21 protein-coding genes are annotated in these 20,049 nt (G+C 53.8%); 10 read left to right on the forward strand and 11 right to left on the reverse strand.

Features of this window, described 5'->3' with window-relative positions:
* The first annotated feature begins 123 nt into the window (after positions 1–123).
* A complete protein-coding gene (locus M0D42_RS04960; RefSeq protein ID WP_265020497.1) occupies positions 124–1,218 on the forward strand; it encodes a DUF6456 domain-containing protein in 1,095 nt (364 codons plus the stop codon).
* A 33-nt stretch (positions 1,219–1,251) separates the two neighbouring features.
* Here M0D42_RS04960 and M0D42_RS04965 read toward each other — a convergent pair whose 3' ends face one another.
* Both M0D42_RS04965 and M0D42_RS04970 read right to left on the reverse strand, forming a co-directional pair.
* Positions 1,252–1,632, reverse strand: a complete 381-nt coding sequence (locus M0D42_RS04965; RefSeq protein WP_265020498.1) for a VOC family protein — start codon at positions 1,630–1,632, stop codon at positions 1,252–1,254.
* A 69-nt stretch (positions 1,633–1,701) separates the two neighbouring features.
* On the reverse strand, positions 1,702–2,247 hold the full coding sequence (locus M0D42_RS04970) for a peroxiredoxin (RefSeq protein ID WP_265020499.1): 546 nt from the start codon (positions 2,245–2,247) through the stop codon (positions 1,702–1,704).
* Positions 2,248–2,469: 222 nt separating this feature from the next.
* Between M0D42_RS04970 and lipA the strand changes: the two genes are divergently transcribed.
* Entirely contained in the window at positions 2,470–3,420 is a 951-nt protein-coding gene (gene lipA, locus M0D42_RS04975; protein WP_265020500.1) for a lipoyl synthase, read from the forward strand.
* Positions 3,421–3,475: 55 nt separating this feature from the next.
* On the opposite strand, the gene M0D42_RS04980 is transcribed toward lipA, so the two are convergent.
* From M0D42_RS04980 to hpt, 4 genes are all read right to left on the reverse strand, one after another.
* Positions 3,476–4,357, reverse strand: a complete 882-nt coding sequence (locus M0D42_RS04980; RefSeq protein ID WP_265020501.1) for a c-type cytochrome — start codon at positions 4,355–4,357, stop codon at positions 3,476–3,478.
* 11 nt (positions 4,358–4,368) lie between these two features.
* Positions 4,369–4,839, reverse strand: a complete 471-nt coding sequence (locus tag M0D42_RS04985; protein WP_265020502.1) for a c-type cytochrome — start codon at positions 4,837–4,839, stop codon at positions 4,369–4,371.
* Between the two features lie 112 nt (positions 4,840–4,951).
* Positions 4,952–5,131, reverse strand: coding sequence for a hypothetical protein (locus tag M0D42_RS04990; protein WP_265020503.1), 180 nt, complete (start codon positions 5,129–5,131; stop codon positions 4,952–4,954).
* Positions 5,128–5,667 carry a hypoxanthine phosphoribosyltransferase gene (hpt, locus tag M0D42_RS04995; RefSeq protein WP_265020504.1) on the reverse strand — a complete coding sequence of 180 codons (540 nt, stop codon included), beginning with the start codon at positions 5,665–5,667 and terminating at the stop codon, positions 5,128–5,130. The genes M0D42_RS04990 and hpt overlap by 4 nt, the downstream gene beginning before the upstream one ends.
* 77 nt (positions 5,668–5,744) lie before the next feature.
* Between hpt and M0D42_RS05000 the strand changes: the two genes are divergently transcribed.
* Positions 5,745–6,200, forward strand: coding sequence for a type II toxin-antitoxin system RatA family toxin (locus M0D42_RS05000; protein ID WP_265020505.1), 456 nt, complete (start codon positions 5,745–5,747; stop codon positions 6,198–6,200).
* Here the strand turns inward: M0D42_RS05000 and M0D42_RS16035 are convergent.
* The 5 genes from M0D42_RS16035 to M0D42_RS05020 all read right to left on the reverse strand — a co-directional run bounded on the left by M0D42_RS16035 (position 6,188) and on the right by M0D42_RS05020 (position 9,632).
* Positions 6,188–6,658: a GFA family protein gene (locus tag M0D42_RS16035; RefSeq protein ID WP_419195960.1), complete on the reverse strand. Its 471-nt coding sequence runs from the start codon at positions 6,656–6,658 to the stop codon at positions 6,188–6,190. The genes M0D42_RS05000 and M0D42_RS16035 overlap by 13 nt on opposite strands.
* 56 nt (positions 6,659–6,714) lie before the next feature.
* Positions 6,715–7,161 (reverse strand): universal stress protein, encoded by a 447-nt coding sequence (locus M0D42_RS05005; RefSeq protein ID WP_265020506.1) that lies wholly within the window; start codon positions 7,159–7,161, stop codon positions 6,715–6,717.
* A 148-nt stretch (positions 7,162–7,309) separates the two neighbouring features.
* Positions 7,310–8,491 (reverse strand): ammonium transporter, encoded by a 1,182-nt coding sequence (locus tag M0D42_RS05010; protein WP_265020507.1) that lies wholly within the window; start codon positions 8,489–8,491, stop codon positions 7,310–7,312.
* 158 nt (positions 8,492–8,649) lie between these two features.
* A complete protein-coding gene (locus M0D42_RS05015) occupies positions 8,650–9,123 on the reverse strand; it encodes a CinA family protein (protein ID WP_265020508.1) in 474 nt (157 codons plus the stop codon).
* Positions 9,120–9,632 (reverse strand): phosphatidylglycerophosphatase A, encoded by a 513-nt coding sequence (locus M0D42_RS05020; RefSeq protein ID WP_419195961.1) that lies wholly within the window; start codon positions 9,630–9,632, stop codon positions 9,120–9,122. Before M0D42_RS05020 ends, M0D42_RS05015 begins: the two co-directional genes overlap by 4 nt.
* Before the next feature lie 159 nt (positions 9,633–9,791).
* Between M0D42_RS05020 and dusB the strand changes: the two genes are divergently transcribed.
* The 7 genes from dusB to M0D42_RS05055 all read left to right on the forward strand — a co-directional run bounded on the left by dusB (position 9,792) and on the right by M0D42_RS05055 (position 19,999).
* Positions 9,792–10,790, forward strand: coding sequence for a tRNA dihydrouridine synthase DusB (gene dusB / locus M0D42_RS05025; protein WP_265020509.1), 999 nt, complete (start codon positions 9,792–9,794; stop codon positions 10,788–10,790).
* A complete protein-coding gene (locus tag M0D42_RS05030) occupies positions 10,787–11,866 on the forward strand; it encodes a two-component system sensor histidine kinase NtrB (RefSeq protein ID WP_265020510.1) in 1,080 nt (359 codons plus the stop codon). The genes dusB and M0D42_RS05030 overlap by 4 nt, the downstream gene beginning before the upstream one ends.
* A gap of 3 nt (positions 11,867–11,869) precedes the next feature.
* Positions 11,870–13,234 (forward strand): sigma-54 dependent transcriptional regulator, encoded by a 1,365-nt coding sequence (locus M0D42_RS05035; protein WP_265020511.1) that lies wholly within the window; start codon positions 11,870–11,872, stop codon positions 13,232–13,234.
* Positions 13,235–13,334: 100 nt separating this feature from the next.
* On the forward strand, positions 13,335–15,581 hold the full coding sequence (locus M0D42_RS05040; protein ID WP_265020512.1) for a sensor histidine kinase NtrY-like: 2,247 nt from the start codon (positions 13,335–13,337) through the stop codon (positions 15,579–15,581).
* Positions 15,582–15,597: 16 nt separating this feature from the next.
* The gene (locus M0D42_RS05045) at positions 15,598–16,998 is read left to right on the forward strand and encodes a sigma-54 dependent transcriptional regulator (RefSeq protein WP_330221188.1); all 1,401 of its coding nucleotides are present in this window, start codon (positions 15,598–15,600) and stop codon (positions 16,996–16,998) included.
* A gap of 94 nt (positions 16,999–17,092) precedes the next feature.
* Positions 17,093–18,472, forward strand: a complete 1,380-nt coding sequence (gene trkA, locus M0D42_RS05050; RefSeq protein WP_265020514.1) for a Trk system potassium transporter TrkA — start codon at positions 17,093–17,095, stop codon at positions 18,470–18,472.
* Positions 18,473–18,478: 6 nt separating this feature from the next.
* On the forward strand, positions 18,479–19,999 hold the full coding sequence (locus M0D42_RS05055; protein WP_265020515.1) for a TrkH family potassium uptake protein: 1,521 nt from the start codon (positions 18,479–18,481) through the stop codon (positions 19,997–19,999).
* Positions 20,000–20,049 lie beyond the last annotated feature (50 nt).

The following is a 20,049-nucleotide window of genomic DNA, read 5'->3' on the forward strand; positions in this document are numbered from 1 at the left end:
AACACACTCGGTGCCACTCACAGGTGTTAACGCATGGGTAACCTCTGCGACCTAGGTTTTTCTACATTCCGGGAGAACATCAGTGGGTTTTGAAACTGTATCAGATACCCACCGGGGGCAAGAATGACAAAACATTGGCAGGCGGATTCCACATTCTGCCGCGTTCCAAACTGGGTGCCGCATTTTGCATTGCGCTACCTAGCTCACACAGAAAAAGGTATTTCAATCAGAGAATTGGCGCGTGACTCGCAGGTGCATGCTTCTACCGTTCTAAGGCAAATTCGACGGGTTGAGAGCAAGCGTGACGATCCTTTGTTTGATGAAGCGCTTTCTGAACTGGCCGCTATGGTTTCCGATCTCCCCGACGCGGATCTGCAATTGGAGGCGCGTCAGATGGCAACGCAGATAGTGCGGTCAAATGGACATGAAACCGAGCTAGGAGGGGAAGTAAGGCTAATCCTCCAAGAGTTGAGTAACTCCGGCGCAATCCTAGCTTTCGCCAAGGAAATGGAAAAGGCTGTGGTTGTATGTGAGAGGCCCGATGGGAGCACCAAACGCAGTGCGGTTGTTGACCGATCCGTTGCACAGGCAATGGCATTGCAGGACTGGATCAGCTGCCAGGTGCCAGGGCGGATATCGAGGTATCAAATCACAGCAAATGGGCGCGCGGAACTGGCGCGACTTTTAGCCCTGGACAGCAATTCAGCAAGTGGCTTCGCCGCTGCCTCGACGGAGTTTGATGGGGCAACCGGCCCCACAAAGCCAAGCAAATGCGTTCGTTTCACCACGCAAGAAAATCCAATTTCAGTTCTGGCCCGCCGGAAGGACAAGGGTGGTCAGCCGTTTTTGACCTCCGATCTTGTCGCTGCAGCTGAACGGCTGCGGGAAGATTTTGAATTGAGCCAGATCGGCGTGGCTGTCACTCAGAATTGGGATCGGTTCCTGACCCCGGGAACTCGTGGAGGCGCGATAAACACGTCTGGCCCTCTGAACTCTCAGGAAGCCCAGAAACGCCTGAGCGCTGCTTTGGACTGCTTGGGTGAGGGACTATCAGAGGTCGCTTTACGATGCTGCTGCTATCAAGAAGGTATGGTGACCCTGGAGAAACGCCTCGGTTGGCCTGCACGGTCAGGCAAAGTGGTGCTACGGATCGCGTTGATTAAGCTGCGAGAGCACTACACGGCACAGCCTTCGGATGTGCATGATCTGATTGGATAGGCGGCGAAACCTATATGCCTAAAGCGTTGTTCTTTAGGTATATTCAGAGATCTCAATGAGGTTCATATCGGGGTCGCGGATATAGATGGATCTGATTGGCCCTGTGGCGCCGGTTCGATCGACAATGCCGTCTTCCAGCGGAACCTTAAGCGCAGTGAGATGAGCAAAGACGTCTTCAATAGGTAGGTCTGTGATCAAACAGAAGTCTGCGCTGCCGGGAGTTGGACGCTCGGCTTTGGGCTCAAATTCCTGTCCCTTCTGATGCAGGTTGATTTTCTGATTTCCAAATGAGAGCGCTTTGCGACCGCCAGCGAATTCCGTGACCGCCATTCCAAGAACGTTCACATAGAAGGCACAGGTTGCCTCGATGGAGGCGACCGTCAAAACGAAATGGTCGATGGATTTGATCTTCACAGCATTCACCCAATAAAAAACCCGGCAATCTGAAGATTACCGGGCTTTCATTCAAGGGGGTAGCAGAAGTTACGCTGCAACTTCCTCTTTGGTTTTCAGCGCTTTCAGAACATTCTCTGGAGAGCTTTCGCCATATGGGTCTTCTGGGTGGTTGTCGTCGCGGCCTGGCTCTTCGAACCATGCTTCAACAACACCGTTGTTGACGATCGCAGCGTAGCGCCAGGAGCGCATGCCAAAGCCGAGGTTGTCTTTGTCGACCAGCATGCCAACTTTCCGAGTGAATTCGCCGGAACCGTCTGGGATCACTTTGACGTTTTTGATGCCCTGAGCTTCGGCCCATTTGTTCATCACGAAGCTGTCGTTCACTGACATGCAGTAGATTTCGTCGATGCCCTCTGCCGCGAAGTCAGCAAAGCCGTTTTCGAAACCTGGCAGCTGATAAGTAGAGCAGGTTGGGGTGAACGCGCCCGGCAGGGAGAACAGAACAACACGCTTGCCGTCGAAGTAATCGGCGGTGGACATGTCCTGCCAGCGGAATGGGTTTGAGCCTTCGATGCTCTCGTCACGAACGCGAGTGCGGAAGGTCACATTAGGGAGTTTTTGGCCTGCAAACATAATTGGTCCTCAATGCTCAGGTTGAACTGCGCGATGACTTAAAATGATTCTAATTATTCGGCAACGCAGGAATCTGAGTTTGAGCGGCATTTTGTCAGGATAATCCGGTAACTGCCTGCAAGATCGGCAAAATGCATAACGGCCATGCACCACTGGCACTGGTCTCAATCTGTCGCTATGTTAGCCTGAAATGACGCAATTCATGTGCAAGGAATTCCCCGCGTGCGAGACCTGAAAATCCCAGAGCAGCGCCACCCTGAAAAGGCGCACCGCCCGGACAATGCCCAGCCAAAGAAACCCAAGTGGATTCGTGTGAAAGCCCCTACGGGTGAGGGCTATAACGCCACGAAAAAGATCATGCGTGAAAACAAGCTGGTTACGGTTTGTGAAGAAGCGGGCTGCCCGAACGCCGGCGAATGCTGGAGCCAGGGCCACGCCACCATGATGATCATGGGCGACATCTGTACCCGCGGCTGTACCTTCTGCAACATCGCGACGGGTCGCCCGGATGATCTGGACGTATTTGAGCCAGGCCGTGTGGCTGATGCAGTACAAAAACTGGGCCTGAACCACGTGGTCATTACATCGGTTGACCGTGACGACCTGAAAGACGGTGGTGCAGAGCATTTCGCGCAAACCATTCGCGCCGTGCGTCACCGCTCTCCTCAGACCACAATCGAAATTCTGACACCGGACTTCCTGAAATGTGATGACTCGGTTCTGGAAGTAGTTGTCGAAGCCAAACCAGATGTCTTTAACCACAACCTTGAAACCGTTCCGGGCCTCTACCCAGAGGTTCGTCCGGGCGCGCGCTACTTCCACAGCCTGCGCCTTCTGCAGCGGGTGAAAGAACTGGATCCGTCGATATTCACCAAATCAGGCATCATGGTTGGACTGGGAGAAGACCGTCAGGCCGTGCTTCAAGTCATGGACGATGCGCGCGCGGCAGACGTTGATTTCCTGACCATCGGTCAGTATCTGCAGCCAACGCCAAAGCACCACGGTGTGGATCGCTTTGTGACGCCTGAAGAATTCGAAAGCTATGAGAAGGCCGCTTACGGCAAGGGCTTCCTGATGGTGTCAGCCACACCGCTAACCCGCAGCTCTTATCACGCAGGTGATGATTTCGCGAAGCTACGGGCGAACCGTCTGGCGAAGCTTGGGCAGGGTTAAACCAGCTAATAAATCGAATAACAGTCGGCGCCTTAGGGCGCCGTTTTTGTTTGTGTTATTGAACGAGGGCTTGCAGATAGGCCGCAATTGCCAGTCGATCTTCTGCGGTCAATTGCCCCATGTTTTCAACCACATGCGCCATAGGGCCACCCGCGCTATCAAATTCCGGGGTGAACCCGGTTTCAAGATAATAGGCGACATCTTCTGGCGACCAGTCCAGCACTGCAGGCGTAATCCCAGGCACTTTTCCTTCACCCGGCAAGAATGCACCGGTCAGCCAGTCAGCTGTATTCAATCCGCCCAATGGATTGCGTGGCGTGTGGCATTCCGCGCAATGCGCCTGTGCTTCGACAAGATAGCGGCCGCGGACCAGTTCCGGTGTGTTGGCCTCTTCAAATACCCAATCCGTCCCGGCGAATAGCAGTTTCCAACCTCCCAGGGTGCGCCGGATGTTAAAGGGAAAGCCCACTTGATGCGCCTGACTTGCTGTTTCGCTGGCGGGCAGGGTGTCCATGAAGGTCTTGAGGTCGGCAATATCCTGTTCTGTCATACGCGCATAGGCGGTGTAAGGGAAAACAGGAAAGTAGTGTTTGCCGTCCGGGGACACTCCGCGCTGCACTGCATTGGCAAATTCCACCAGGGTCCAACCTCCAATGCCGTATTCAGAGCTTGGTGAGATATTGGGAGCCAGGAAAGTGCCGAAATCAGATGGGAAGGATTGGCCGCCTGCCAAAACTGGCGCCTCGGAGAATTCAGACTTTGGTTCGGTATGGCAAGAGGCACAGCCTGAAGCATGAAAAACTGTCGCGCCGCGTATGGCGTTGCCGGTCAGCCCCTCAAATCGGGCTTCATCCACCCCGCGTGGGATGGTTATCACATAAAATGCTGCGAGGCCCGCAAGCCCCAAAACAATGAGGTAACGTAAGATGCGGGCCATCGGTGTGCTTTCTATTTACCGCGGAAGGCTTTGTGGCAGGAACCGCATGCCCCGCCAACCGGCCCCATGGCGGCTTGCAAGGAGGCAAGGTCTTTGCCCGCTGCATCAGCCATAGCGTTGGCTGCGGTGGCCATAGCGGTCGCGTTTTCGACAACAGCAGGGAAGGTTGTCCAGATTTCGGCCTTGGCACGTGTGCCTTCGACGCTGTCCATATCTGAGCCCTGCGGCCAAAGCGTCATCGCGTCGAGATTTGCGACAGCTTTCAGGTTGTTTGCTGCGGCAGAAGCCGCGGCCGCATCATAAGCGACTTCGCCCTTTGCCATTGCACCAAGAATGCCGAGGTTGTGTGCGTAAAGCTGCATCTGGCCTTGGCGTGCTTTGATGGCACCCTGAATGGCAGGGTCTGCGTGGCTACCAGCAAACGTTACGCCCGCCCCCATAGCAATCGCGAGAGCGGCGGTGATCATTACCTTTGTTTTCATGGCAAACTTCCCTGTTCTAAAGCAGTTAAAGTGAAATCAGTTTAGGGGAAGCTTCTTAAAAACGAAGGAATGAGTCACCAAAATAATTCACGATTAGTTGATTGGGCGGGCTTCAGCGCAGGCCTTTATTGCCAATTTTCTCGGCTGTCAGTGCCTCAGGCCAGCCGAAATATTGCTCAATTCCATAGAGAATGGCCGTGCAGACCACTGCGAAAAGGACGATCTGAATGCGCCGCCGAGAGGGCGGGTTGCGCGCCCAAAGCGCCATTTTCATCAGCCAGCGCGGGTTCATTCCACAAACCGGACTTTGCCAATGAAGGGCAGGTTGCGATTGCGCTGCGCATAGTCGATGCCGTAGCCCACAACAAATTCGTCTGGGATTTCAAACCCAATCCAATCCGCGCGCACATCAGCTTCGCGGCGGGTTGGTTTATCGAGAAGCGCGATGGTTTTCATCTTGCGGGGCTCGCGGCTTTCCAAAAGGTGCTTGACGTGATGCAGGGTGTGACCTGTGTCCACAATATCTTCTACAACCAAGACATCGCGGCCATGAATTTCGCCGCGCAAGTCTTTGAGAATGCGGACCTCACGGCTGCTTTCCATGGCGTTGCCATAAGATGATGCTTCAAGGAAATCGACTTCGACCGGGAGGTCCAATTCACGCACCAGATCCGCAATGAACACAAAGGAGCCACGCAGTAGACCCACAACAACCAGCTTATCAGTATCAGAGAACTCGCTGCGAATTTCCTCACAAAGCCCTTCGATCCGCGCCGCGATGCTTTTGGCTGAGATCATTTGATCAATCACATAATCTGGCTGTGTCATGCTGCCCTCTTGATTTTCCGCGCCCAGCATACGAAATGGGCGCACACTGTCTATGACGATCCGAGCAGAAAAACCAGATGCCAACGCATTCAGAAACACGCACTTTGCCGTATACGGCGCAGCAGATGTACGATCTGGTTGCAGATGTCGCGGCCTATCCGAAGTTTCTACCGTGGTGCGCGGCGGCCCGTATCCGATCCCGCACACCAGAGGGCGATGCAGAGCTAATGCTGGCGGATTTGGTAATCTCGTTCAAAGTCTTTCGTGAACGCTTTGGCTCCAAGGTATTGCTGCATCCGGTGGAGAAAAGTATCGACACCGAATACCTGGATGGCCCCTTCAAGTTTTTAAAATCCACCTGGGATTTCAAAGATGTAGAAGGCGGATGTGATGTTTCGTTCTATGTCGATTTTGAATTCAAGAACGCGATCCTGCAGGGGATTATCGGGGTGGTCTTCAATGAGGCCATGCACCGAATTGTGCGGGCTTTTGAAACGCGGGCCGCAGAGCTATATGGACATCAGCTTTCGTGAACGGCAATGCCGGGCCAGTTTATGCGCTCTTCGCTGTGATACTCTGAGCTTGGGCTAATTTTCGCTGGATCTTCTAAGAGAGCCGCATAGAAATGTACTTCGTTTGGATAGCGTTCTGACTTGTAGTACAACTGTGAACCACAATCTGGACAAAATCCGCGCTCCGCGTGGTCGCTGCTTCTATAGGTTTTAGGTTGTATTCCCCAAAAGCGCCAATTCCCATTTGGATTGCCAATCCAAGTTGTCATCGGCGATGCAGTGGCGCGTCTGCAGCTTTCGCAATAGCAGTTGCCGACCCAATTATGAGGCCCCGCCAGCTCAAACTTACAGGCTCCGCATAAGCAGTGGCCTTTCAGGACCTGCGATTGTGCTGTTTTCACTTTTGCACCTCCTTTAGATCGGAAGATACAGATAAGTTTTGAATATGGAACGTGTTCTTTTCCGCTGTCAATCGTCATAAATCAAACATGCCGGAGGCATGTGAAAGCTTGACGGGATGATGTCCAGATTGAAGTCAAGCGACGGTCAAACAGGCGCATTTGGCATTGTGAGCCACGCCCTGAGCTGTGCTCCCTTGGATCAGGGCTCCTAAACTTCCAAGGCCGCGCCGACCAGTGACAATCAGGTCTGCATCACACCCCTCCGCGCAGGCAACGATTTCTTCCACCGGATCACCTCTATGGCTATAGGTTTTGACCGCGGACAGATCATAGTCCTGTGCAATGCCTTTGCCCCGTCCAATAATCATATTGGCCGCCTTCGTGACCTCTTCATCATTGGGCATGGTTGTAACGGTGTGATACCCGGCGACGGCTCCCATCGCGAAGGCAACTGTTTTGGGCTGTGGGGTGTGTACAAGATGGATCTCTGATCCATATTTCTGAGCCAAATCACAGGCTGTACGGAGTGCCTTGTCAGATGTTTCTGAACCGTCCAAGCCAACAACAATTTTCTCAAACATTGCAGATCTCCCTTTTTGCTAACACTGCCAGTCTAGGACAGTCCGGGAAATCGGCCCTTGATTCACGTCAATGTGGCTAGATCCCGGGGGCACAAACAAAAATGGCGACCAAATAGGTCGCCATTCTTAGCAATATCGTCAACCAGATTTAGGAACTGACGTCGTAAGCACGCTCTCCGTGCACAGCCAGATCCAGACCATTGGTCTCGGTTTCTGCATCGACACGCAGAGGTGTGATGGCTTTGACCACGTAGATCAGAACCATGGTGACAACCACTGTGAAGACCCCAACAATTGCGAGGGAGCCCAGCTGAGCCGCCCATGCGCCCTGACCGAAGACTGCGATCATGATGGTGCCGAAGATGCCGCCAACTCCGTGGACAGCGAATACGTCCAGAGTGTCGTCGATTTTCAGTCCATTGCGGATCACGTTAACGGCTTCCTGGCACAGGATACCCGCGACGGCACCGATGACCAGAGCTTCCACAGGGCCAACAAAACCAGATGCCGGAGTGATGGACGCAAGACCTGCGATGGTACCTGTGACCAGACCCACCAGAGATGCCTTGCCGTATTTGATCTTTTCCCAAATTGCCCAGGTCAAAGATGCGGTTGCAGCAGAGATATGTGTAACAGTCAGAGCCATTGCCGCACCGCCGTCTGCGGCCAGCTGCGAGCCGCCATTAAAGCCGAACCAGCCAACCCAAAGCATCGCTGCGCCAATCATCACCATCCAAGGTGCATGCGGTGGTGTTGTCTTGTTTTTGCGTGGACCAAGAACAACCGCCAGCAGGAGCGCTGCGATACCTGCTGTTTCGTGAACCACGATGCCGCCAGCAAAGTCGCGCACGCCGGTTTCGCCGAAGATGCCGCCATCTGCAAGAAAGCCGCCGCCCCAGACCCAGTGAACCACCGGTGCGTAGCAAAGCAGCATCCAAAGAGCAGAGAAGAGAAGAACAAAGCCAAAGCCAATGCGTTCTACATAGGCACCGACGATCAGTGCCGGGGTGATGATCGCAAAGGTCATCTGAAAGGCAAAGAAGAGAACTTCGGGCAGGGTGCCTGACAGGGTGTCAGCAGTGATGCCTGAAAGGAACATCTTGTCCAGACCGCCCCAGAAGCCTGATGTGCCACCGCCGAAAGCGATGGAGTATCCTGCGACCAACCACAAGACGCTCATCAAGCAGGCGATGGCGTAGCAGTGCATGAAAACGCTCAATACGTTGCGCGCGCGCACAAGGCCGCCATAAAACAAAGCCAGACCCGGCAGGGTCATAAACAGCACTAGGGCTGTGGCGACGATAATCCAAGCGGTATCCGCTCCGTTCATTGTCCCGTTCCTTCTTCGAAATGTTCCGTTGCAGGCGGTCAAAGCGGAAGTGGGCTGCAAAACAAAGCAGCATGCGCTGCAGAAACGCTAATAATATAGACAATATGAATACTGATTAAAAAATAGACGATAAGTTTGGCGTTATGCTTAATAATTCATCAGTATTGAGAAATTGCCTTTTGGAGCAGCGACAATGCGTGATTCTGCGCCGCCTTGCGCACATTTTCGCGGCCAAGTGCTCCGAATTCAACCGTTTCAGTAATCGTACTCTTGCCATTTGTGATGCCAAAACAGACACGACCTTCCGGCTTGTGCTCTGAACCGCCGGGGCCGGCGATGCCCGTGATCGATACCGCGATCTGAGCCTTGCTGTTGGAAACAGCACCTTCAGCCATTTCTTTGGCCACGTCCTCTGAGACAGCGCCAACTGCATCGAGTGTCTTGGAAGAGACGCCCAGCATCTCTTGCTTGGCGTCATTCGTGTAAGTCACGAAGCCACGTTCCATGACTGCGGAGGACCCAGCGATGTCTGTCAGTGCTGCAAAGACTAAACCACCGGTGCAGCTTTCGGCGGTCGCGATCATCACGCCTTTGGATTTGGCGGCTTCTAAGACATCGTTAGCAAGGCTCATAGGATCACCAGATGAAAGAGCGCGGCCAGTATGCCCGTGCAAATCGCTGCATATACACCCGCGATCACGTCATCCAGCATCACGCCGAGTGCATCGCCGCGTCGATCCGCCCAACCCACGAGGTTCGGCTTGGTGATGTCAAACAGGCGGAACAGTAAGAAGCCTGCAATCCATCCGGGGTACAGCGCGAGCGGATCAGCCCCCATTCGCCAAGCGCCATAGCTGGTCACAAGTAATGCGATCCACTGTCCGGCCACCTCATCGATGACCACTTCGCTTGGGTCATGATCGTCAGATTGCTGCGTGTACTGTGCGGTTGCCCACCAGCCGATTGGGAAAACCAATAGGGTCGCAATGGCCAAAACCGGGAAGCCGCCTAGATAATGAAGTAATAGCGCAAGGCCGACGGCAACGGCTGATCCCCAGGTGCCTGGGGCAGGGCGTAAAAAGCCAGCACCGCCGACCGTTGCGACCCATTTGGCCGCTGAATTTTGAGACATAGTTTGCATGATGCCTGTCTATGAGGTGCTGCGTGAAGACGCAATCTCCCCCTTTTGCTTGATTAAAATTTAGGCACTTGCATATTTCTGATACATTTTTTGGCGTAGATTCGTTGAGGGTGGTCTGATTCCTCCTTAAATTGAGCGCAAGTGACAAGGATTAGACAGTTGAGCATTCGTCTCGGAGACCTGACATTGGACCCGCCTGTGTTTCTGGCCCCATTGGCCGGGATCACCGATTTGCCATTTCGCGAACTTGTCGCGGAATTTGGCGCGGGTCTTGTCGTATCTGAAATGATCGCCTCTCAGGACCTGCTGAACGCCAAGCCCGGTGTGCGCGAAAAGGCTGAACTGGGTTTTGGCGTCGAAGGTACAGCTGTTCAGATAGCAGGATGCGAAGCCTACTGGATGGCCGAAGCCGCGCGTTTCGCAGAAGCCAGCGGTGCGCGGATCATAGACATCAATATGGGCTGTCCGGCAAAGAAGGTAACCAGCAGCAGCGGGGCCGGGGCTTCTGGTTCAGCGTTGCTGCGTGATTTGGATCATGCACTGACGTTGATTGAAGCTGTCGTGGATGCGGTCAGTGTGCCTGTATCGCTTAAAACCCGGTTGGGCTGGGATGATGCGCTTCTGAACGCACCGGAACTTGCTAAACGGGCAGAAGATGCTGGCATTCAAATGATTACTATTCACGGGCGGACCCGCTGTCAGTTCTATAAGGGCTCTGCTGATTGGGCTGCCATTCGCAATGTGAAAGAAGCAGTGTCGCTTCCGGTTATTGCCAATGGAGACATCGTCGATGCGACCACCGCACGCGAGGCTCTTGAGCTTTCCAACGCGGATGGCGTCATGATGGGGCGTGGTGTTCAGGGTGCGCCTTGGACGCTTGCTCAAGTGGCTGCAGAGATATTCGGTGGAGCATCTCCTGAAGTTCCACAAGGGCATGATTTTATTGAAATGGTTTCAAAACATTATCAGGCAATGCTGAGGTTCTACGGTAGCGACCTAGGGGTGCGCGTTGCTCGTAAGCATCTGGGTTGGTACATGGACCACGCTCAGACGCCCAAGGTGCTTAGAAATCAGGTTCTTACCGCGAAAACCGAACGTGAAGTACTGGCGCTATTGCCGGTTGCGCTTTCACCCGCTGAAGAAAGGACCGCCGCATGATCGATAACGCAGCTTTGTGGTCTTCTTTGCCGGTTCCTGCTGTGCTTGTGGATGCGGATGACAACATCTTAGAGATCAATGGTGTCGCTGAAAGCTTCCTGAATGCCTCGGCGAAATCCCTCCGTGGTGTGCCTGTTTGGGATCGCATCGCTGTCGACGCACCATTAGAAGACGCCTTCAGCCGGGCTAGGAATTTGGGAACACCACTGTTCGTAAATGACGTTGATGTCGGCACCGGCAACGCACCACCGCTGCAATGCAACGTCCAAGTTTCTCAATTGGTCGACGGAGATGGGGAAATGATCATTCTGATCTCCCCAAGAGAGCTTGCAAGCCGCGCAGGTAAGTCAGATTCTGTCAAAAGCGCCGCGAAATCGGCGATTGGTATGGCAGAGATGCTGGCCCATGAGATCAAAAACCCTCTTGCAGGCATAACTGGTGCCGCGCAGCTGTTGTCTATGAACCTCTCTCAGGCCGATTTGGAATTGACTGATCTGATCGTAGAAGAGAGCCGCCGTATCGTGAAGCTTTTGGAGCAGGTGGAGCAATTCGGAAACCTGCAGCCACCCGCCAAACACGCGGTGAACATCCACGACGTGCTGGATCGCGCGCGCCGGTCCGCACTGCTTGGTTTCGGCGGGCACATGACCATTGTCGAAGACTATGACCCATCACTTCCTTACGCATTGGGAGACGCGGATCAGTTGCTTCAAGTCGTGCTAAACCTTCTTAAGAATGCAGCAGAAGCCGCTGACAAGAAAGGTACTATTCGCATTCGGAGCTACTTCGAGCATAGCTTTAAGTTGCGCCGTAGCGACGGCACTGGTCAGTCGTTGCCGCTTCAAATCGAAATCACGGACGATGGCCCTGGATTGCCGCAGGATATCAAAGGCGACATCTTTGATCCTTTTGTCTCTGGCAAAGAGAATGGCACCGGTTTGGGCCTAGCGCTCGTCAGCAAAATCATCTCGGATCACGGGGGGTGGATTTCAGTGGATTCCATTCCTGGCCGCACCGTTTTCAGAATTTCACTTCCAAGGGCCCCAAAAGACCTTGTTCCTCCAGAGGAGAGCTAAACCATGGATGGCACCGTACTAGTCGCGGATGATGACCGCACAATCCGCACCGTTTTGACCCAAGCGCTGACACGCGCGGGGTGTAAAGTGCATGCGACCAGCTCTTTGACAACCCTGATGCGTTGGGTTGGTGAAGGCAAAGGCGATGTGGTGATCACTGACGTGGCCATGCCAGACGGCAATGGCTTGGAAATGCTGCCAAAGATTTCCGATGATCGTCCGGGGCTTCCGGTGATCGTGATCTCTGCACAAAACACCATCATGACAGCCATTCAAGCTGCAGAAGCAGACGCCTATGACTATCTGCCTAAACCGTTTGACCTGCCGGATTTGATGAAGCGCACAGCCAAAGCGTTGAGTGAAAAACGCACTGTATCTGCGAGCCCGACGCAGGATGGGGAGCGCCCGGAAGAGTTGCCTCTTGTTGGTCGTACTCCGGTAATGCAGCAGCTTTATCGCGTTGTGGCACGGGTTATGAATACGGATTTACCAGTGCTCGTTTCTGGTGAATCTGGAACCGGTAAATCGCTGATTGCGAAGGAGATTCACGATTTCTCCGATCGTCGGAACATGCCGTTTGTGACAGTTACCAAATCTGATCTGAGTGACATCGAAGGCCCAGCCAGGATTTTCGCCCGCGCCAAGAGTGGCACCATTCTGTTGGATGAGGTTGGCGATTTTGACGATGAAGATCAGGCGCGTCTTGTGCGAATGATCGACAATCCCGGAGATCAGGCCCCACGCTTTATGGCGACAAGTCAGCAGGACCTGATGGAGTTGGTCGAAAAAGGCAAAGTGCGACAGGATCTCTTTTATCGTCTCAACGGTGCAGCCCTGCACGTGCCCAGCCTGCGTGAGCGCGTGGATGACATTCCGCTTTTGATCGAACATTTTCTTGGACGTTCTGAACGCGATGGGGGTCCGCTTCGTGTCTTCTCAGCAGACGCGCGCGAGCTTTTCCGGGCCTACAGCTGGCCTGGGAATGTGCGCCAGCTTGAAAACGCAGTTAAGCGATTGATTCTCACTGCACGTGGCGAGGAAATCTCGCGTTCCGAGGCCGAAGCAGTACTTGGCAGCCAACCCGAAGCGGTTCCACTACTGGGTGGCGGCGAAAGCGAGAAACTGTCCGGTGCTGTCGAGCGTCATCTGCGTCGTTACTTTGACCTACACGGAAATATCCTGCCACCGCCCGGATTATACTCACGAATCCTGCGTGAAATAGAATTGCCACTGATCGAAATCGCACTTGATGCGACAGGGGGCAATCAGGCGAAATGTGCGGATTTGCTTGGCATCAATCGCAATACTTTGCGCAAGAAGATCACCGATCTGGATATTCACGTGACACGCCGCCGCAAGTTGATGTAAAACTGCCACATAGAGTTGCGGATGGGTCTCATGACTTCAGTTCGCCACAACATATAGCAGTTTCGCGCCCATTAGGCGCAAAATCAATTGGGGGCAGCGGGTGGCAACCCGGACAAAAACATCACATTGGTTGCGTCTAAGACGGCTTAGACGCCAGCGCCGTGCGCAGAATTTCGCCACTTACGGATTGGTCATTTTGGGGCCAATTCTTGCTGCAACGACGTTCTACGTATTTGGTCCATTGGATCAGGGCAGCTCATCAAATTCGCTTAGATCAATACTGCTCGCGGATTTGGTCTATGTGCTTCTTGTCGCTGCATTGGTCATGCAGCGTGTTGTGCGTATGATTGCCTCTCGCCGCGCGAAATCAGCGGGCTCTCGGTTGCACCTTCGTTTGACGGGGGCCTTTGCGCTAATGGCGCTGGCACCAGCGGTCACCATGGCGATCTTTGCTGGCCTCACCATCAATATCGGCCTGGAAGGCTGGTTTTCAGACCGCGTGAGCAAAGTGGTGGGCAGTTCTGTTGCCGCAGCGGAGGCCTATGAAGCTGAGCATGTTAGCAATTTGGAAATCGATGTTCGGGCAGTCGCAAATTTCATAAATTCTAGCCGCAAGAACAGCGATAAGGTCTTTCTCACCGGCGACTTTCGCGGTTTGCTAAGCCAAGCCCAGACCGGCATTCAGCGTGGGTTGCGTGAAGCTTACATTATTGATGGCACCGGCGAATTGCTCGCGCGTGGTGAGCGATCCTACCTATTTGATTTTGAACGCCCGACAGAGGACCAGATTGCTGAGGCAACTGAAACAGGTCTTCTGATCATTCGAGATCTGGAACAAAACGAATTGCGGGCTTTGGTTCCACTACAGAGGTTTGTTGATCGATTCCTCTATGTCAGCCGTTCGGTGGACGGCGACATTTTTGGATTGCTGGATGAAACCAAAGAAACTGCCAAGCTTTATGCTCAGCTTGAAAATGAACGCGGTGATGTCTTTATCCGCTTTGGCCTGATTTATATGGGGTTTGCTGTCATTCTGATCTTGGCGGCGACCTGGCTTGGCTTGCTGTTTGCTGAGCGTCTTTCGCGTCCGGTCGGGCGCCTGACAGATGCGGCTCAGCAAGTTGGGGGCGGCGATCTGAATGTGCAGGTGGTCGAGGAAGATGGCGACGATGAAATCGCCATGCTCGGTCGGTATTTCAACCAGATGACCCGCCAATTGAACGCGCAGCGCCAGACTTTGCTTGAAAACACCGATCAGATCGAGCGCCGTCGGCGTCTCTTTGACTCGGTTCTGGGGTCTGTGACCTCTGGCGTGATTGGTCTGGATGCATTGGGGCGAATTACTTTCCTGAACCGATCAGCCGAACATGTACTGGACCACGATCAGCATGAAGCCATGGTGCCTTTGGCCGTGGCCATTCCGGAATTTGATGAGATTTTCACGGGATTACGCGAGTCTGGTGCTGAAGTCGCTCAGGAAGAGATCAAAGTGGTGCGTGACGGCAAGCTGGAAAGCTTGCTTGTGCGCATCGCGACGCGACGCAACGAGGATGGTGCGCTGGAAGGCTATGTTGTGGCCTTTGATGAGGTGACGGACCTTGTGACGGCTCAGAGGATGGCGGCATGGGGTGATGTGGCGCGCCGCATTGCGCATGAGATCAAGAACCCGCTAACGCCCATCCAGCTGTCTGCAGAACGTCTAAAACGCAAGTTTTCTCCGCGTGTGGGGGATGACTCTGAAAAGCTCGATCAGATGACGGATGTGATTGTGCGTCAGACAAATGATCTGCGCCGCATTGTTGATGAGTTTTCGAAATTCGCCCGTATGCCAGAGCCCGAGCGGCGTGATGTGGATATCTCTCAGCTCTTGCAAGACGCAGTTCTATTGCAGGAGGCTGGTCAGCCAACGGTGACCTTCAAGACCGACATTGCCGCCAAGGGCGTCCGCGCGCATGCGGATGACACGATGCTTAATCAGGCGCTGACCAATCTGATCAAGAACGCCGGTGAAGCGATTGAAAGCCTTGAGAATAAGGGCACGGTTGAAGGACTAAAACCGGAAATCCGAGTCACTTTGAAACTTCGAGATACGGATTGCGTGATCTCAATTGCCGACAATGGCATTGGCCTACCGGAAGATCGCGCGAAACTATTTGAGCCCTATGTCACGACGCGTGACAAAGGCACTGGGTTGGGTCTGCCCATCGTGAAAAAGATCATAGAGGAGCATGGCGGGGCCTTGGCACTGCTCGATGCGCCTGTGTTTGAAGGGAATGCCCATTATGGGGCGATGGCAGAAGTTACTCTGCCGGTAACAAGTGCGGCGATTGCCGAGCGTAAAGACTAATGTTGGGGGAAGTATGATGGGCGATATTCTTATCGTGGATGATGAAAGGGACATTCGGGAGCTGATTTCCGATATTCTTGAAGACGAAGGCTATACAACGCGTCTCGCTGGTACCAGCGATGAAGCGATGAACGAGGTGACCTCTGAAAAGCCGGCGTTGATGATCCTGGATATCTGGCTGAAAGACAGCAACATGGATGGGATCGACATCCTGAAGGTTGTGAAGCGGGATTATCCGGATGTGCCGGTGGTGATTATCTCAGGTCACGGTAACATCGAAATTGCGGTGGCTGCGATTAAGCAGGGTGCCTATGACTTTATTGAGAAGCCGTTCAACATTGATCAGCTGCTTGTCGTGATCCGCCGCGCGATGGAAACCAGCCGTTTGCGGCAGGAAAACCATGCTTTGAAACGCCAGGACGGCAAGGCGACCACGATGATTGGTCAAAGTGCCTCCCATAAGGCTCTGGTGTCACAGCTTGACAAAGTCACCAAATCCAATGGCCGTGTGATGCTTTGCGGACCCGCTGGGTCCGGCAAGGAAGTCGCGGCGCGCTATATCCATGCAAATTCCAACCGTGCGAGTGCCCCCTTCGTCACAGTGAATTGCGCAGGCGTGGAGCCAGAGCGGATGGAAGAGGTGCTCTTTGGTCGTGAAAGCGCTGAACGTGGTGTTGAGCAGGGATTGTTGGAGAAGGCGAACGGCGGTGTGGTCTATTTTGACGAAGTCGCCGATATGCCGCTTGGCACTCAATCCAAAATCCTGCGCGTGCTCGTGGATCAAAGTTTCACCCGTGTGGGCGGCAGTGACTCACAAAAGGTCGATCTGCGGGTGATTTCCTCGACCAGCAAGGATCTGGCGGCCGAAATTGCTGCAGAACGCTTCCGTCAGGAGCTGTTTCATCGTCTGAACGTAGTGCCAATCGCTGTGCCATCCTTAGAGGAACGGCGCGAAGACATTCCGGGGCTAGCAGAGCATTTCATTGCGGAATTCAATGACACGCAGGGGCTTCCGCTGCGCAAACTCACCGATGAAGCGGTCGCCTTGATGCAGACCATGACCTGGCCGGGCAACGTTCGACAGCTGAAAAACCTGATTGAACGCGTGCTGATCCTTGGGGATGGCAACGGCGATATCGACGCAAAAGAGCTGCCGGGCAACGAAGGCCCAGCAGAAGAAGAGGGTCGGGTGGTCCTATCAGGTGCATTGGCCACATTGCCTCTGCGTGAAGCAAGAGAAGCCTTTGAACGGGAATATCTGCTGACCCAGATCAACCGGTTTGGCGGCAACATCAGCCGAACGGCGACTTTTGTGGGCATGGAGCGTTCTGCGCTGCACCGTAAGCTTAAATCGCTTGGTGTTGTAACCTCTAACAAGGCAGGCAACCGTGTCGCCAGTGTGGATCAGGTTGAATAATCAGACATTCTTGCGCATGGGGCGCTAAGCACTCTTTCTTGACCCGCCCCGTCGGGTCTGCCAAACCAAGAGCCTGACGAATGCGGAGGCATGCATGAAAGTCATCATTTGTGGCGCCGGTCAGGTGGGTTGGCAAATCGCCCGACACCTGTCCAATGAGCGCAATGATGTCACGGTGGTGGACAACAATGCCGATCTCGTGCGGCGCGCAACGGATAGCCTTGATGTGCAGGGTGTTGCGGGATTTGCGAGCTATCCGGATGTTCTGGATCGGGCAGGGGCGCGGGACGCGGACATGATCATTGCCGCTACCCATTCTGATGAGGTGAATATGGTGACCTGTCAGGTTGCGCATTCCGTCTTTGATGTCCCACGCAAAATCGCGCGTCTCAGGGCGCAATCCTATCTGGATGCAATTTATTCTGACCTTTATCGGCGCGATCACATGCCGATTGAGGTTGTGATCAGCCCGGAACGCGAAGTGGCGGCAGCGGCTTTGAAGCGGCTTGCTGCGTCCTCAGCATTTGACACAGAGTTCTTCCTTGATGGGAAAATGCAACTCATCGGGATTGTGCTTGATGAAGATTGCCCTGTGGTCAACACGCCTCTGCGCCAGCTGTCAGATCTCTTTTCCACCCTGCGCGCGGTCGTTGTTGGTGTGCGCCGGGATGGCACGCTCTTTGCGCCTGAACCGGGTGACCAGCTGTTTGTCGGCGATGATATCTACGTCATGACCGATGTGCGCGATGCGCAGCGGACGATGGAAATCTTCGGCAAAACCACTCGCAAACAAGAACGTGTTGTGTTGATTGGTGGCGGTAATGTTGGGCGCATGGTGGCAGAAGAGCTCGAAGCCCTGCCAAATCGCGCTATTCGCGCCAAGATGATTGAGAAGGACCGAAAGGTTGCTGAAATCTCTGCGGATGCTCTTGAACGGACGATTGTCCTGCATGGTGATGGTATGGATGCGGCTTTGCTGCGCGAAGCTGGTATTCAGCGCGCGGATGCGGTTCTTGCTGTAACGGACGACGATAAGACCAACATCCTTTCAGCTGTGCGTGCGAAATCACAGGGCTGCCCGATGGCAATCGCACTAATCAATGATCCCACGCTAGTGCCTTTGATGGCACCCTTAGGCATCGATGCGCACATCAACCCGCGTGGCACTACGGTGTCCTCAATCCTGCGCCACATTCGCCATGGACGGGTGCGTGATGTCTATTCCCTTGGAGATGCAGAGGCAGAAATCATTGAAGCAGAGGTGCTGTCGACCTCGCCAATCGCGGGACAAGACCTGCGAGATGTGGATTTCCCGGAAGGTGTGCTTCTTGGTGGCATCCTGAAGAACGGTGAATTGGTGAAACCCGTCGGCAAAACGCGGATCGATGAAGGCGACATCATTGCTCTCTTCGCACTGTCTAAAGATGTGGGCGAAGTCGAACGATTGCTTCAGGTTTCAATCGACTATTTCTAGGTTCGAATGATACGTGCGCTTCAAAACATGCCGCTTCTGTTGCAGTTCACTGCAATTGCAGGGGTGGCGATGCTCCTGCCAAGCATCTATGCGCTGCGGCTTGAAGAGTTCCATATTGCGCGGAGTTTCCTCTATAGCGGTGTGCTGACGCTTTTTGTGACCAGTTTGATTGCGGTTGCCGTCAGAGCCGAAAAGGACGACGAAGTACGTCTGCAGCGCTACCTATTTGCGCTTTTTGCGGCCTATACCATTCTGCCCATCGCGCTGGCCTTCCCATTTTATGAAGCACTTGGCACGACCAGTTTTCTGAATGCCTATCTGGAAATGGTGAGCTGCCTGACCACAACAGGTTTTGTACTCTTTGAAGACCCCGGACGCTTGTCGCCAGCCTTGCATCTGTGGCGCGCCATTGTGGGCTGGATGGGGGGCCTGATGATGTGGGTCGCAGCGGTAGCGGTATTTTCTCCTCTTAGTCTAGGTGGATATGAGGTTTCTGCGCGATCCGACTTTGATCAATTTAATGAACACGGTCAAAGACTTGGTCGCCTTGATGCAGGGCGCCGCTGGCGCCGAACGGCTTTGCATCTGGTACCGGTCTATGTCGGGCTGACTCTGGTGCTTTGGATTTTGCTGATGGTGATCGGGGAGCGTTCCCTGACAGCCATGACCCACGCTATGTCGGTCATGGCAACCAGTGGCATTTCAAATGTTGGCGGTATTCAAGAAGCCTCCACTGGCTTGGCAGGTGAAATCCTTGTTTTCCTGTTTTTGTTTTTTGCGCTCTCCCGAAAGACCTTTGCTACAGAGCTCGGAGCGACACGGCGCGAAAAGCTGTTTGACGATCCTGAGTTCCGCTTTGCGATTTTTCTGGTCCTCGTGGTTCCAACTTTGCTTTTGCTGAGACATTGGTTTGGTGCAATCGATGTGGATGAAGAGTTTAATCTGACAGCGGCCTTCAAAGCGGCCTGGGGCTCGATTTTCACTGTCCTGAGCTTCCTTTCAACCACCGGATTTGAAAGTGCGGATTGGCAAACCGCGCAAAACTGGTCCGGTCTAAGCACTCCGGGGCTGATTTTGCTGGGACTTTCCATGATCGGTGGGGGCGTGGCGACGACGGCGGGCGGTGTGAAGCTCTTGCGCGTTTACGCGCTTTATCTACAAGGCCTTCGCGAAATGGAGCGTTTGGTACACCCCAGCTCTGTATCCGCATCCGGCAGTAAAACACGACGTATCCGGCGTCAGGGAGCCCTGATTGCATGGGTCTTTTTTATGCTCTTTGCGCTTTCTATGGCAGCTGTGACCCTCATGCTGACCGGGCTGGGTATCGGCTTTCAAGACGGTTTGGTCTTGGCCATTTCAGCCCTTTCAACAACTGGTCCCCTTGCACAGGCCGCTGTTCAAAGCCCAATTGAAATTCTTTCTGAAGCGGCTGGCGTTAAAATTGTTCTTTGCGCTGCCATGGTGCTTGGACGCCTTGAAACATTGGCGATCATTGCCCTTCTGTCGCCAAATCTTTGGCGCAACTAGGCGAATTCTGCTGAACTAAGTGAAGATACACTGTTTTTTGGGGTAGAAAC

The organism is Cognatishimia activa (assembly GCF_026016445.1).
GTDB classification, from domain to species: domain Bacteria; phylum Pseudomonadota; class Alphaproteobacteria; order Rhodobacterales; family Rhodobacteraceae; genus Cognatishimia; species Cognatishimia activa_B.